Origin of the sequence: Kitasatospora sp. SC0581 (assembly GCF_048159585.1) — a bacterium.
In the GTDB taxonomy this organism is placed as follows: domain Bacteria; phylum Actinomycetota; class Actinomycetes; order Streptomycetales; family Streptomycetaceae; genus Kitasatospora.
Genome location: NZ_JBLRWA010000002.1, coordinates 623,733 through 638,200, shown reverse-complemented (window position 1 = coordinate 638,200; position 14,468 = coordinate 623,733). Strand labels below are relative to the sequence as shown.

At 75.4% G+C, this 14,468-nt stretch carries 12 protein-coding genes; 9 read left to right on the top strand and 3 right to left on the bottom strand.

Annotated features, from left to right (window positions below; genetic code table 11):
- Positions 1-6 precede the first annotated feature (6 nt).
- Positions 7-1,077 (bottom strand): GTP 3',8-cyclase MoaA, encoded by a 1,071-nt coding sequence (gene moaA, locus ACLWS4_RS06005; protein WP_416873523.1) that lies wholly within the window; start codon positions 1,075-1,077, stop codon positions 7-9.
- A 130-nt stretch (positions 1,078-1,207) separates the two neighbouring features.
- On the opposite strand from moaA, the gene ACLWS4_RS06000 reads away from it, so the two are divergent.
- The 5 genes from ACLWS4_RS06000 (at position 1,208) to ACLWS4_RS05980 (ending at position 6,392) form a co-directional block, all read left to right on the top strand.
- Positions 1,208-1,825 (top strand): nucleotidyltransferase family protein, encoded by a 618-nt coding sequence (locus tag ACLWS4_RS06000; protein ID WP_416873522.1) that lies wholly within the window; start codon positions 1,208-1,210, stop codon positions 1,823-1,825.
- Between the two features lie 174 nt (positions 1,826-1,999).
- Complete coding sequence (locus ACLWS4_RS05995; RefSeq protein ID WP_241852729.1) at positions 2,000-2,848, top strand: hypothetical protein; 849 nt, start codon at positions 2,000-2,002, stop codon at positions 2,846-2,848.
- Between the two features lie 221 nt (positions 2,849-3,069).
- Positions 3,070-3,942 (top strand): hypothetical protein, encoded by an 873-nt coding sequence (locus ACLWS4_RS05990; RefSeq protein ID WP_049660965.1) that lies wholly within the window; start codon positions 3,070-3,072, stop codon positions 3,940-3,942.
- Between the two features lie 163 nt (positions 3,943-4,105).
- The gene (locus ACLWS4_RS05985) at positions 4,106-5,053 is read left to right on the top strand and encodes a (2Fe-2S)-binding protein (RefSeq protein WP_416873521.1); all 948 of its coding nucleotides are present in this window, start codon (positions 4,106-4,108) and stop codon (positions 5,051-5,053) included.
- 214 nt (positions 5,054-5,267) lie between these two features.
- A complete protein-coding gene (locus ACLWS4_RS05980) occupies positions 5,268-6,392 on the top strand; it encodes a DUF2637 domain-containing protein (protein ID WP_074001020.1) in 1,125 nt (374 codons plus the stop codon).
- A gap of 55 nt (positions 6,393-6,447) precedes the next feature.
- On the opposite strand, the gene ACLWS4_RS05975 is transcribed toward ACLWS4_RS05980, so the two are convergent.
- Together ACLWS4_RS05975 and ACLWS4_RS05970 are read right to left on the bottom strand one after the other, a co-directional pair.
- Complete coding sequence (locus ACLWS4_RS05975) at positions 6,448-8,856, bottom strand: SpoIIE family protein phosphatase (protein WP_380743126.1); 2,409 nt, start codon at positions 8,854-8,856, stop codon at positions 6,448-6,450.
- 324 nt (positions 8,857-9,180) lie between these two features.
- Positions 9,181-9,567 carry an ATP-binding protein gene (locus ACLWS4_RS05970; RefSeq protein WP_049658213.1) on the bottom strand — a complete coding sequence of 129 codons (387 nt, stop codon included), beginning with the start codon at positions 9,565-9,567 and terminating at the stop codon, positions 9,181-9,183.
- A gap of 665 nt (positions 9,568-10,232) precedes the next feature.
- On the opposite strand from ACLWS4_RS05970, the gene ACLWS4_RS05965 reads away from it, so the two are divergent.
- From ACLWS4_RS05965 to ACLWS4_RS05950, 4 genes are all read left to right on the top strand, one after another.
- On the top strand, positions 10,233-10,943 hold the full coding sequence (locus ACLWS4_RS05965) for an urease subunit gamma (RefSeq protein ID WP_049658208.1): 711 nt from the start codon (positions 10,233-10,235) through the stop codon (positions 10,941-10,943).
- Positions 10,940-12,661 (top strand): urease subunit alpha, encoded by a 1,722-nt coding sequence (locus tag ACLWS4_RS05960; RefSeq protein WP_380718008.1) that lies wholly within the window; start codon positions 10,940-10,942, stop codon positions 12,659-12,661. Before ACLWS4_RS05965 ends, ACLWS4_RS05960 begins: the two co-directional genes overlap by 4 nt.
- Positions 12,662-12,678: 17 nt before the next feature.
- Positions 12,679-13,725: an agmatine deiminase family protein gene (locus ACLWS4_RS05955; protein ID WP_117487341.1), complete on the top strand. Its 1,047-nt coding sequence runs from the start codon at positions 12,679-12,681 to the stop codon at positions 13,723-13,725.
- Between the two features lie 97 nt (positions 13,726-13,822).
- Entirely contained in the window at positions 13,823-14,422 is a 600-nt protein-coding gene (locus tag ACLWS4_RS05950) for a TetR/AcrR family transcriptional regulator (protein WP_387819459.1), read from the top strand.
- The last annotated feature ends 46 nt before the right edge of the window (positions 14,423-14,468 follow it).

Genomic DNA, 14,468 nt, shown 5'->3' with positions numbered 1-14,468 from the left:
GCGCCGTCAGCCGCCGATGGCGGACATCGGGCGGTCGGGCCGGACGAACTCCGCGCTGCCGACGGCGTGTCCGGGCCCCTTGCCCGCCACCGCGGCCCGCCAGGCCGCCTCGATCGCCGCGTCGTCCGCCCCGCCGCGCAGCAGCGCCCGCAGGTCCGACTCCTCCGTCGCGAACAGACAGGCGCGCAACTGCCCGTCCGCCGTCAGCCGCACCCGGTCGCAGCCGCCGCAGAACGGCCGGGTGACGGAGGCGATCACGCCGACGACCGCGTCCGTACCGGCGATCCGCCACTCCTCCGCCGGGGCGTTGCCGGACCGGCCGACGGGGACGAGGTCGAACCGCTCCCCCAGCGCCGCCAGGACCTCCGCCGCCGTCACCATCGCCGAACGGTCCCACGCCCCTTGCGCGTCCAGCGGCATGGACTCGATGAACCGCATCCGGTACCCGTGCCCGACGGCGAACTCCACCAGCTCCACGATCTCGTCGTCGTTGACCCCGCGCACCGGCACCGCGTTCACCTTCACCGGCCCCAGCCCGGCCGCCCTCGCCGCCGCCAGCCCCGCGAGCACGTCACCGATGCGGTCCCGGCGGGTGATCGCGGCGAAGCGCTCCGGACGCAGCGTGTCCAGGCTGACGTTCACCCGCCCCAGCCCCGCCGCCGCCAGCCCGGCCGCCGCGCGCGCCAGCCCGATCCCGTTCGTGGTCAACGACACCTCGGCCCCCAGCGGGGCGATCCGCCCGACCAGCCCCGCCAACCCCCGCCGCAGCAACGGCTCCCCGCCCGTCAGCCGGACCGACCGCACCCCCAGCCGCTCCACCGCGATCCGCACCAGCCGGACCACCTCGTCGTCCCCCAGCAGCCCGGCGCGCCCGAGCCAGGGCAGCCCCTCCGCCGGCATGCAGTAGGTGCAGCGCAGGTTGCAGCGGTCGGTCAGCGAGACCCGCAGATCGGTGTGGACCCGGCCGAAGCGGTCCACCAGCGGGGGCGGGGCGGGGTCGCGGGCCTCGGTGTCGTACGGAGGCGTGGTGCGCGGAGGCGTGGTGCGCGGGGCGGGGTTGTACGGGGCCGTGTTCATCGGCCCAGTACAGGCGGGCCGGGCCCGCCCCGGCCAGCGGCCGAACCGCCGGTGCGCGGCCGCCGCGCACCGCCTCCGCTTGTAACTTCCCACAATGCGCGCCCCGGCCCCGACCGGGCAGGCTGGCCCCATGCAGACAGCGCCGACACCCGCCGGACCGGGCCCGGTCGCCGCCCTGGTCCTCGCCGCCGGCGGCGGGCGGCGCCTCGGCGGGCGGCCCAAGGCGCTGCTCAGGTACCGGGGCCGGCCGCTGGTGGAGCACGCGGTGGCGGTGGTCCGGGCCGGCGGCTGCACGGAGGTCACGGTCGTGCTGGGCGCGGCGGGCGAACGGGTCCGGGCCACCGCGCACCTGCCGGGCTGCCGACTGGTCGGCAACCCGGACTGGGCGCAGGGCATGGGCTCCTCGCTGCGGGCCGGCCTGGCCGCGCTGCCGCCGCACGCCTCGGCGGCACTGGTGATGCTGGTGGACACCCCCGGCGTCACCCCGGCCGCGGTGGCCCGGCTGCTGGCCGCCCACCGGGCGGGCGCCGAACTGGCCGCGGCGGCCTACGAGGGGCGGCGCGGACACCCGGTGCTGATCGGCGCCCGGCACTTCGCCGAGGCGGCGGCGGGCGCCCGCGGCGACGCCGGGGCCCGCGCCCTGCTGGCGGCGCACGCGGCGGAGCTCGTCCTGGTCGAGTGCGCCGACGTCGCCGCCCCGGACGACCTCGACACCCCCGCCGACCTGGCCCGCTGGTCCGCCGACTGAACGTCCCGGTCCGCCGCGCCGGGCATCCCCCTCCGGAAGGATTCCTTCCCTACCCGAGCAGGCAGGATCCCCTGATCCGTCCCTGAGGATTGCCCCATTCCGCGTCCTGCGCCGGACATTTCGGGGAGCATGGGAGACGTCCCACCCACCCGACACCGACGGACGGAGCCCGCGATGGCCGGACTGCCCGACGACTTCACCGGACACGACCCCGCTCGGACGGGGCCCGGCGGTGGCGCCCGGGCGATCCGCTGCCCCGCCTGCCGCCGCGAGCACCTCTACGAACCGCCCTCCCTCCCCTGTCCGTGCGGGGCCTCGCTCAAGGTGCCGCTGCTGCGCGGCGGAGTGCCGGTGCAGGTGCGCTTCCGGTCCTGGGAGGACTCCTGGCTGAGCATGCGCTGCCCGCACTGCGGCCGCTCCGACCAGTGGCCGCAGCCCGAGTTCACCTGCAACTGCGGCGCCACCGTCCGGCTGCCGGTGGACCGCGCCACCCGCCTGGGCACCGGCACCGCCGCCCCGCTCGCCGCCCCCGGCCCGCAGGCCGCCCGCCCGCTCCCGGCCCACCCGGCGAACGCGCCCGCCCCGGCCCCGCCCGCACCGTCCCCGACCGGCCGCTCCCGCCCGTTCCGCCACCGCGCGCCGTTCCGTCCGCACCCGGTGCGCACCTCGCAGGACGCGGTGTTCACCGCCGCCCGCTACCTGGAGTGGCTCGGCTTCGACGACCTGGAGCTCACCGAGTCCCAGGAGCGCGACGGGGTCACCCTGCTGGGCGGCCGGATGGTCGCCCAGGTGGACACCTGGACCGAGCCCGCCGACGTGAAGTCGGTCGAGTGCCTCTGGCTCCAGACCCTGCACGCCGAGGAGATGGCCGCCGCGATGTTCACCCTCGCGGGCTATTCGCACCAGGCCACCGTGCGCGGCGAACAGCTGCTGGTGGCCCTGTTCAGCCTGGACCTGGCGGGCGTGCCGCAGCCCGCGAACGGCGCCGCCGAGGCCCTGATGGAGACCGGCTGGACCTCCTGACCCACCGGGCGGCCCCGCCGGGCCGCCCCACCGGCCCCCTCCGGCCCCTTTCCCTCGCGCACCCCTAGATCATTTCTCTTCCAAAAGCAACAACCTTCGCTCGTGATCTGGTGCACAAGCTCACCCCCGTGTTGAATTGCCGCCACAGCGCGGGCCTTTCGCCCTGTCGTCGCCATGCGTGCGGGTCGTGGCGACAGGGCCTCAGGGGCAGGTCCGTGCCCATGCCGGATGGCGCACACAAGGAGGTGGCGTTGTCGGAGCACGGATGGGACCCGAGCAACCCGGAGGGGCGGGGGCGGGCGGCAGCGGAGGAGCCGGGTGACACCGTGTGGCGGCTGAGGTCCCGGGGGTGCTGGCAGGAGGCCGCCGAACTATTGCGACCGACCGCCGAGCACGACCCGGACGCGGCCCTGGGGCGGGCCGAACTCCTCATCGAGCAATGCCTGTTCACCGCCGCGAACTGGACCCAGGCGGAACAGGCGCTGCGCCTGGCGGAGGCCCTGGCCTCCGGCACCGAGCAGCGCGCGGCCGCCGCCTGCGCCCGCGGCTTCCTCGCGTACGTGGCGAGCGTCCTCGGCCCGCGCGACCGGCTGGACGAGGCACAGGCGGCGCTCGGCCGCACCTCGGCCCTGCTGCCGCCGGACGCCCCGGGCCGCCCGCTGCTGGACTTCCGGCGCGGACTGGTCGCCGAGAACCTGCTGCGCGACCGCAGCGCCGCCTGGATCGCCTACCGGCGGGCGCACGAGGGCGCCGGCGAACGCGGGGACGAACTACTGCGCTCGTACACCTGGCGGCACCTGGCCGCGCTGGCGCTCTCGCGCGGGGAGCGCGGGAACGCCCGGGAGGGCTTCGACGCCTCCCTGCGGCTGCGCGAGCAACTCGGCTTCACGGTGGGGGTGGCGCCGGCGCTCGCGGCGCTCGCCGAGGTGTCCGAGCCGCCCGAGGCCGCGCGGCTGCGGGCCGAGGCGACCCGGCTGGTGGACGCCCTGGGCGGCGTGCCGGTCTGGCTCGCGCGCCAGCTGAACGCCCTCCGCACAACCGGTGCTCCCCCGGACGGGCGCATCACCAGCGAGACCGGGGGGACGATCAGCTAAGGTGAGGCTAACCTGGCCGGGGGGAGCAGTACCCCGGCCAGGTCGCCTTGCCGTTCCCCGGGCACCGCCATGCCCCGGTCCGGCCGCGTCCGGCGCCGCCACCACCCGGCCGGGCACCGCCGGGCGGACCATGGGCGCCCCGGTCGACCCGATGGGGCCGTCCATGACCGCGAGCAGCACCCGGCCCGGCCCCAGGCCGCGCGTCCCCCGCGCCACCGGGGCGCGCACCCCCGCCCCCACCGCCCCGGGCGCCCCCTCGTACCACCGGCTGTCCGGACTCACCCCCGTCCTGACGGTGCGCTGCGCACCGCCCCGGCGCGGCAGCGGCTGGCTGCCCGTCGCCGACCTCGCCGCCCGCCCCGAGGCGGTGCGCGAGCTGATCGCCCACGACGCCCGGCAGGGCCTCGCCCGCTACGGGCAGCCGCTGCGCCCGGACGTCGCGGCCGGCTTCGGGCTGCACCGCTTCGTCTGGCCGGTCTCACTGCTGTTCACGCTGCCGTGGTTCCTGGAGCGGCGCGTCCCGCTGCTCGGCCTCGGGGACGTCGCGCTGCGCCGGCGCCCCGACGCGGTCGAACTGACCGTCCGCCCGGCCGAGTTCGCCTGCCTTCCGGACGACCCGGCGGCCGGGTCGGGGGCGGGTTCGAAGCCCGGGACGGCCGTCGGCCCGGAGTGGGCCCGGACGGTGCCGGACGAGGCGGCGCTGGCCGCCGCCCTGCGGTCCGCGCTGGGCGCCTTCCTGGCCCCGGTGCTCACCGCCTTCGGCCCGGAGGCGCGGCGCGGGCCCCGGGTGCTGTGGGCGATGGCCACCGACGCGGTGGTGGAGGGGCTCTGCTACGCGGGCGGGCTGCTCGGGGAGCAGGAGCGGGCGCGCGCCGAACTGTCCGCGCTGCTGGCGCCCGGCGGGCCCCCCGACCCCGCGCGCACGCCCGGCGCGGGCGACCGCCCCGCTCCGGCCCCGGCCCCCTTCATCCCGGGCGCCGGATTCACGCCCCCGGCGCCCGGCGGGGGTGGCACTCCGGCCCTGGAGCGGTCCCGGGCCAGCTGCTGCCTCGTCTACACCGCCGATCCGAAGGACATGTGCGGCGGCTGTCCGCGCGTCACGCGGCGTTGACGAAAACCTGTCCGATATCAGGTCCGAAAAGCCCGCGATTCCGGGAAAAGCCCGCTTCATATTCGCATGACAATGCGATGGTAACCGGGTCAGAAATCCCTCTCCTCAGCGCATTGACGGCGAATCGGCCATTTCCTCGCCGCGCGTCCGCCATGATGGTCCCCGCCGTCACGACGCAGAAAAGCGACGCAGGAAAGCGAGGCTGGTTTCGGCGATGAAATTGTCCGACATACCGCTCGGATGGGCGATCACCGTGGTCGTGGGGCTGCTGGTCAGCGCACTCCTGGTGGCCCTGCTCCGCAGCCGGGGGTCCGCCTCCTCCACCGCCGGCACGGATTCCTGGGAACGCTCCGAGGAACGGCGCCGCCGCAAGGAATCCCTGTACGGCGGCGCCTCCTACACCCTGTTGTTCTGCTGCGCGGGCGTCGCGGCCGCCCTCTCCTTCCACGGCCTGGTCGGCTTCGGCGTGCAGAACCTGGGCCTGTCCGGCGGCTGGGAGTACCTCGTCCCGTTCGGCCTGGACGGCGCCGCGATGTTCTGCTCGGTGCTCGCCGTCCGCGAGGCCAGCCACGGCGACGCGGCGCTCGGCTCCCGGCTGCTGGTCTGGCTCTTCGCCGGCGCCTCGGCCTGGTTCAACTGGGTGCACGCCCCGCGCGGCCTGACCCACGCCGGCGCCCCGCAGTTCTTCTCCGGCATGTCCCTCTCCGCGGCGATCCTGTTCGACCGGGCGCTCAAGCAGACCCGCCGGGCCGCGCTGCGCGAGCAGGGCCTGGTGCCGCGCCCGCTGCCGCAGATCCGCATCGTCCGCTGGCTGCGCGCCCCGCGCGAGACCTACGCGGCCTGGTCGCTGATGCTGCTGGAGAACGTCCGCAGCCTGGACGAGGCGGTCGAGGAGGTGCGCGACGACAAGCGGGAGCGCGCCGACGAGAAGCAGCGCCGCAAGCTGGCCGGGCGCCGGGAACGGGCCGAGATCCGGGCGATCAACCGCTCCCACAGCGCCTGGCGGCGCGGTGGCGGCACCGCGCGGCGGCTGGGGTCCGGCGCGGAGCCCGCGACGGCCGCCGCGACGGACCGCCCCGGGGTGGAACGCGTCTCGACGGAGCGGGTGTCGACGGAACGGGTGCCGGCGGAGCGCGTCGGGGCCGAGCGTCCCGAGGTGGAGCGCCCCGCCGGTCCGCGCGAGGTGGAACCGGCCGAGGGCACGGTCGTCCAGCCGGGCCTGCCGGCCCGTCCGGAGCGGCGCACCATCGACCTCACCCTGGAGGAGGACACCGTCACGCTGCCCCGGCTGGACGAGATGGAACGCAAACTGAAGGACCTGGAGCAGCAGTTCGGCTGACCGCTCCCCCGTCGGCGCCCCGACGCCCCCGGGGGCCGGAGACCGGGCCTGGGGCTCAGGCCGCCGACGTCCCGCTGAGCTCGAACCACATCCGCTTGCCGGAGCCGCGCGGCTCCACGCCCCAGGAGTCCGCGAGTGCCTCGACCAGCATCAGACCCCGCCCGGAGGAGGCCTGCTCCCCCGGCGTCCGGCGGGTCGGCCAGAGGTCCGACTCGTCCTCCACCTCGACCCGCAGCCGGGCCCGGCCACCGTCCGCCTCCGGCTCCCGGTAGAGCCGGGCGGTGAACATGGCGTCCCGGTCGGTGTGCCGGATCGCGTTGGTGACCAGCTCGGAGGAGAGCAGCTCGGCGGTGTCGATGAACTCGGCCACGCCCCAGCGGCGCAGCGCGTCGCGCAGCTCGGCCCGGACCTCGGCGACCCGCGCCAGGTCGGCCTGGCCGATCCGGCGGCGCAGCTGCTGGGCGGCCAGCCCGCCGGCCGGGCCGTCCCAGCGCAGGAGCAGCAGCGCTATGTCGTCCTCGCGCTCGCTGGAGTCGGCGGCCTGGGAGGCGATCCGCTCGGCCAGCTCCTCCAGCGGGTCGCGGGCGGCCTGCCCGGCGTCCGGCAGCGGGCGGGCGAGCGCCCGGGCGAGCCGGGCGATGCCCTCGTCCAGGTCCATGCCGCGCGCCTCGACCAGGCCGTCGGTGCAGAGCAGCACCGTCTCGCCCGGGTCCAGGCTGAACCGGGTGACCCGGTACTCCTGGTCCGGGTCGATGCCCAGCGGCAGCCCGCCGGCCACCGGCACCACGGCGGCGGTGCCGTCCGCGCGGCGCACCAGCGGGTCGAGGTGACCGGCCCGGACGGCGTAGACCACGCCGTAGTCCACGTTGACCTCGGCGTAGGTGCAGGTCGCGAAGTGGTCGGTGTCCAGGTCGGCGAGGAAGCGGGAGGCGCGGGCCATCACGGCGGCGGGCGGGTGGCCCTCGGCCGCGTAGGCGCGCAGCGCGATCCGCAGCTGGCCCATGATCCCGGCGGCGTGCACGTCGTGGCCCTGGACGTCGCCGATCACCAGGCCGACGTGTCCGCCGGGCAGCGGCACCACGTCGTACCAGTCGCCGCCGATCTGGAGGCCGGAGCCGGCCGCGATGTAGCGCACGGCGGTGGTCACGCCCGGGACGGACGGGACGGTGCGCGGCAGCATCACCCGCTGGAGGCCGGCCGCGAGCTCGTGCTCGGCGTCGTGCAGCCGGGCCCGGGCCAGCGACTGGGCGACCAGCCCGCCCAGGGTGGTCAGCAGGGTGCGCTCGTCGGCGTCCAGCTCGCGCTCGTCGTCGAAGCTGACCACGCAGACGCCGATCGCCCGGCCGCTGGCCACCAGCGGCAGGTACGCCCAGGAGCCCCGGCCGGTGCGGCTGGTCTGCTCCCACACCTCGGGGTAGCCGTCGCGGAAGTCCTCGCGGGTCGAGACGAAGACCGGCGCACGGTGGCGCAGCGCCTCGGCGGCCGGGTGGCCGGGCGGCAGCACGGTGCGGTCCCAGACCGCCAGCGAGTCGGAGCGGTAGCCGGAGGCGCCGAGGATCTGCGCCCGTCCGGCCTCGAAGGAGGCCAGCACCAGGCCGTCCGGCGGCAGTCCGGGCAGCGGCAGCTCGGTGAACACCCGGGCCACGTCACGCACGGTGACGGCTTCGGAGAGGGCGCGCGCCGCCTCCTTGATGAACCGGGAGCGCTCCTCGCGCAGCAGGGCCATCCGGTCGGCGTGGTCCCGCTTGTGCAGCTCGACGGTGGCGTCCCAGACGAAGCCGACCATCCGGGAGGCCCGGCCGAAGGCGTCGGCGAGCACCCGGCCGCGGAAGCGCACCGCGCGCATGCCGCCGTTCGCCCCGACCGTCCGGTAGTAGGCGCCGCACTGGCCCAGCTCGGACACCGCGCGCTCGACCCGGCGGCGCACCACGGGCGCGTCCTCGGGGTGCAGCATGGCCAGGAAGGAGGCGGCCGTACGGTCGAAGCGGCTCTGCCCCAGGGCGTCCAGTCCGACGATCGCACAGGCCCGCTGGTCGCCCTCCAGGACGTCGCGGCGGATGTCCCAGTCGAAGGAGCCGATGCCGTTGGCCGCCATCGCGGGCTCCAGCCAGTCCGGCATGGTGTCCGCGGAGGACGGCGGCAGGCCGCCCGACAGCACGGGCGCCAGCCGGGCGGCGGCGAGGCTCGGGGACGGGCGCACCGCGGAGCCGCGGCGCGAGGACTGGGCGGGCGGCCGGGCCCGGCCCGTCCCGGTGGTGGTGGGGCCGGCGGCGGGCTGCCCGGAGGTGCGCGGCTCCGGGGAGCCCGGCTGCTCGGCGACACGCGGCTCGACGGCTCTCGGCCGGGCGGTGCGCGGCTCCACGGTCCTCGGCTCTACGGCTCGCGGCGCCACCGTTCGCGGCTCGACGACGGGCGCCGCGCCGGGAGGAAGCGCCGGCCCCGGCGACTCGGGCTCAGTGGGCATGCTGCTCCTGCCGCTGCCGTGGCGGACCGCGCCGACCGTCCGGACGGGCCGCGTGGCGTTGTGATGGGTCGTGCTGGATAGGACGGTGCGACGGACGGTCGCCAGTCGAGGTTCGGTCTCCCCGCTGCTTCCCGCACGTGGACACACATTCCCACCATCCTGGCCAATGTTCGGCCGAGCGGCAATGCCAACGGGCCGGAAATCTTCCGTTCCGCCTTCTGTTCTGGGCTTCCTTCGACAGCGAATCAATCGACGGCGAACAATCGTACGTCCTGCCGCCGACCCGGAACACACGGCCCGGAGCACGCCGCCCGGAGGCGGGACTCAGGGCATGGCGAGCTCGAACCAGGTGACCTTGCCGTCACCGCGCAGCTGCACGCCCCAGGAGTCCGCGAGCGCCTCCACCAGCAGCAGGCCGCGCCCCGAGGTCGCGTACTCGCCCTCCGGATCGCGCCGCCGCCCGGGCAGTCTGCTGGTGCCGTCCTGCACCTCGATGCGCAGCCGGTGGTCCGACCCGAGCTCCGCGTCGAACACCGCGCCCTTGCCCGTGTGCAGCAGCGCGTTGGTGACCAGCTCGGAGGAGAGCAGCTCGGCGGTGTCGGACAGCTCCGGCACCCCCCAGTGGCTCAGCGCCGAGCGCAACCGCCGCCGCACCGCGCCCACCCCGACGAGATCCGCCGGATCGAGCGTGAGGTGCAGTCTCCGGTGCACGGCACACCCCGGTGCCGGCGCACCCGGCAGGGTCGTCCCGGTGCCGGCGACCGGCGCCTGGACCGGCCCGGACCGGTAGGCGTCGCCGGAACTCGTCCGCTGCCGCGGGAATCGCGACTGACCGTCCATCAACACATGCCCCCGCCCTGAAATCCGGGCCCCCGCCTCCGGATCCCCCGCCGGCCGGGTGGCCCCCTCGTTCTGACCACTCATCCTCATGCCCAGTTGACGGCGTTTGCAACAGTGTGCGTCCGATCACGTGGGGTGAAAGGGGCACGGGGTGGTTCGCGTGATCCAACTGCCCGCGCCGGACAGGTTTGCGAAGCGCAGAGGCTGTTTTCGAAGGAGCCCCCACCCGATCCCGCGCACACCCGGCGCCCGTACCGACCGTGCGCCCGACCACGCGCCCCCCGCCCCGCTCCCGCCGCGCGCCGGGGTCCGGGCACCGGCCCACCCGGACCTCTTCGCCCCCGCCCCCCGCTCCCGCCCGCTCACCCCCGTCCCCCGCCCGGCGGGCCGAACGCCCGCGGAGCGGCAACGCTGGACAGGGCGGCCCGCTGCGGGTTCAATGACCCCGAGGTGTTTGAACGTCGTTCTAACATCGACCCCGACAGCCCCGAGGCCCCGAGCAGACCCCCGTCCCCGGCGACCGCGAGCGAGGAACCGTGCGACTGACCCCCACCGAGCGGGACCGGCTGCTGATCTTCACGGCAGCCGAACTGGCCCGCGCCCGCCGCGCCCGGGGCGTGCGCCTCAACATCCCCGAGGCCACCGCCCTGATCGCGGACACCGTCTGCGAGGCCGCCCGCGACGGCCGCCGCCTGGCCGAGGCCATCGAGGCCGGCCGCTCCGTGCTCACCGCCGACGAGGTGCTGCCCGGCGTACCGGACGTGGTCACCGTCGTCCAGGTCGAGGCCGTCTTCGAGGACGGCACCCGCCTCGCCGTCGTCACCGACCCGTTCAAGGGCGCCGGCTCGCTCGGCGACGACGCCCCCGGCGGCGCGCTGATCGGCGACGGCGCCGGCTACGACCCGGTCGAGGAGACGCTGCTGCTCCCCGTGCACAACACCTCCGGGGTGCCGATCTCGGTCACCTCGCACTTCCACTTCTTCGAGGCCAACCCCCGGCTGGCCTTCGACCGGGCCGCCGCCTACGGCACCCACCTGGCCGTGCCGGCCGGCTCCTCGGTGCGCTTCGACCCGGGCGCCACCGTCGAGGTCGGCCTGGTGCCGATCGGCGGAGAGCGGGTCGCGATCGGCTTCGCGGGGCTCGTGGACGGGCCGCTGGACGCGCCCGGCGCGAAGGAGGCCGCCCTGGCGAAGGCCCGCGCGACCGGCTACCTGACCGGCTTCGACGACGCGGAGGTGCCCTCGTGAGCGCGATCACCCCGCACGACTACATCGCCGTGCACGGCCCGCGCGCCGGGGACCGGGTCCGGCTCGGCGACAGCGGACTGATCGTCCGGGTCGAGTCCGACTCCCAGGCGCCCGGCGACGAGTTCCTGGCCGGCTTCGGCAAGACCGCCCGGGACGGCCTGCACCTCAAGCCCGCCGCCGTCCGCGACACCTGCGACGTGGTGATCAGCAACGTGCTGGTGATCGACGCGGTCCAGGGCGTCCGCAAGACCTCGATCGGCCTGATCGGCGGCCGGATCGCCTCGATCGGGCGGGCCGGCAACCCCGACACCCTCGACGGCGTCGACGTGGTCGTCGGCACCGGCACCACGATCGTCTCCGGCGAGGGCCTGATCGCCACCGCCGGCGCCGTCGACACCCACGTCCACCTGCTCTCGCCGCGGATCATGGAGGCCTCGCTGGCCTCCGGCGTCACCACCATCATCGGCCAGGAGTTCGGCCCGGTCTGGGGCGTCGGCGTCAACTCCCCCTGGGCGCTGCGGCACGCCTTCAACTCCTTCGACGCCTGGCCCGTCAACATCGGCTTCCTGGGCCGCGGTTCGTCCTCCGACGAGGCCCCGCTGATCGAGGCGCTGGCCGAGGGCGGCGCGTCCGGCTTCAAGGTGCACGAGGACATGGGCGCGCACACCCGCGCCCTGGACACCGCGCTGCGGGTCGCCGAGGAGTACGACGTCCAGGTCGCCCTGCACACCGACGGGCTGAACGAGTGCCTCTCCGTCGAGGACACCCTCAAGGTCCTCGACGGCCGGACCATCCACGCCTTCCACATCGAGGGCTGCGGCGGCGGACACGTCCCCAACGTGCTGAAGATGGCGGGCGTGCCGAACGTCATCGGCTCCTCCACCAACCCGACGCTGCCGTTCGGGCGGGACGCGCTCGGCGAGCACTACGACATGATCGTCTCCGCCCACGACCTCAAGCCCGACCTGCCCGGCGACGCCGCGATGGCCCGCGACCGCATCCGGGCCGGCACCATGGGCGCCGAGGACGTGCTGCACGACCTCGGAGTCATCGGCATCACCTCCTCCGACGCCCAGGGCATGGGCCGGGCCGGCGAGACCGTGCGCCGCACCTTCGCCATGGCCGGGAAGATGAAGGCCGAACGCGGCCCGCTCGACGGCGCCGGCTCGTACGGGACGACGGAGAGCGGCGACGACAACGAGCGCGTGCTGCGCTACATCGCCAAGCTCACCATCAACCCGGCCATCGCCCACGGCCTCTCCCACGAGGTCGGCTCCATCGAGATCGGCAAGCTCGCCGACATCGTGCTGTGGCGCCCCGACCACTTCGGCGCCAAGCCCCAGCTGGTCCTCAAGGCCGGCTTCCCCGCCTACGGCGTGGTCGGCGACCCCAACGCCTCCACCGACCGCTGCGAACCGCTCGTCCTGGGACCGCAGTTCGGCGCCCACGGCGCGACCGCCGCCGACATCTCGGTGGCCTTCGTCGCCCAGGCCGCCGCCGACGGCGCCTACCTCGACCAGGCCGCCGACGGGCTGCCCACCCGCCGCCGCCGGGTCGGCGTGCGGAACACCCGCGGCATCGGACCGCGCGACATGGTGCGCAACGCCCGCATCGGCCACGTCGAGGTCACCGAGACCGGCCTGGTCTCCCTGGACGGCTCGCCGCTGCGCTCCGAACCCGCCGACAGCGTCTCCCTCAGCCGCCTCTACTTCCTCTGACCGCTTAGGACTCCACGATGACCACCGCCACGCCCGCCTCCCTCGGCTACCGGATGCCCGCCGAGTGGCACCCGCACGACCGCACCTGGATGGCCTTCCCCACCACCAACCCCACCTTCGACGGCCCCGAGCAGCTGCACGCCGCCCGCCAGGCCTGGGCCGCCGTCGCCGACACCATCGTCCGGTACGAGCCGGTGACGCTGATCGTCAACACCGGCGAGACCGAGCAGGCGCGCACGTACGTCTCCGAGAAGGTCGAGATCGTCGAGCGCCCGCTGAACGACGCGTGGATGCGCGACATCGGCCCCTCCTTCCTGATCGACGGCAAGGGCTCGCTGGCCGCCACCGACTGGATCTTCAACGGCTGGGGCGCCCAGTCCTGGGCCCGCTGGGACAAGGACCAGCACATCGCCGAGCACATCAGCGAACTGACGGACGTCCGGCGCTTCGCCTCCCGGCTGATCAACGAGGGCGGCGGCATCCACGTCGACGGCGAGGGCACGGTCCTCGTCACCGAGACCGTCCAGCTCGGCGAGGGCCGCAACGCGACCTGGACCAAGGAGGAGGTCGAGGCCGAGCTGCACGCCTTCCTCGGCACCACCAAGGCGATCTGGCTGCCGCGCGGACTCACCCGCGACTACGACGAGTTCGGCACCCGCGGGCACATCGACATCGTCGCCTCCTTCGTACGCCCCGGCGTCGTGGTCGCCCACGTCCAGCCCGACCCCTCGCACCCGGACCACGAGGTCTGCCGCGAACTGGTCGCCGTGCTGCGCGCCTCCACCGACGCCCAGGGCCGGCCGCTGGAGGTCCTCGAACTGCCCGCCCCCACCGTCCTGCTGGACGAGGACGGCGAGCCGGTCGACTACTCCTACATCAACCACTACGTGGCCAACGGCGCCGTCGTCCTGTGCGCCTTCGACGACCCGCGCGACCAGGAGGCCGCCGCGATCCTCGCCGAGGCCTACCCGGGCCGCACCGTCGAACTCGTCGACGCCCGCGAGATCTTCGCCAACGGCGGCGGCATCCACTGCATCACCCAGCAGCAGCCGAAGGCGCTCTGACGCCCCGCCCGGGCGGGGGCCGTACGCCCCCGCCCGGGCCGCCTTCCCGCGTTCCGCGCCGCCTTCCCGCGCTCAGGCCCACCGAGGAGAACCCCACATGGCCGACCCCCGCCCGCGCCGGCCGGCCCGCCCCCGCGAGGAGGTCTTCGCCACCGCCCGGGCCGCGATCGCCGAACACGGGCTCGCCAAGCTCACCATGGCCGGGCTCGGCAAACAGCTCCAGATGAGCGCCGGACACCTGCTCTACTACTTCGGCAGCAAGGACCAGCTGCTGCTGGAGACCCTCCGCTGGAGCGAGGACCAACTCGGCGCCCGCCGCCGCGAGGCCCTCGCCGACCACACCCTCGACCCCTGGCAGCGCCTCGACGCCTACCTGCGCCTCTACCTGCCGGAGGGCGCGGGCGACCCGCGATGGATCCTCTGGGTCGAGGTGTGGGGCCGCTCCCCCGCGAGCGCCGAGATCCGCCAGGGCCAGCAGGACATCGAGGCCCCCTGGCAGGCCGACCTGGTCGCCCTCATCGAGGAGGGCACCGCCACCGGCCGCTTCACCCCCGGCCCCGCCGCCGACCGCGCGGCCCAGATCCGCGCCCTGCTCGACGGCCTCGCCGTCCCCGTCGCCATCGGCCTCCCCGACGCCCACCGCGACACCGCCCTCACCCAGGCCACCGCCGTCACCGGCATCCTCCTGCGCACCTGAGCGGCCCCGCGGCCTGACCGGCTCCGGATCCGACCCCGGATCCGGC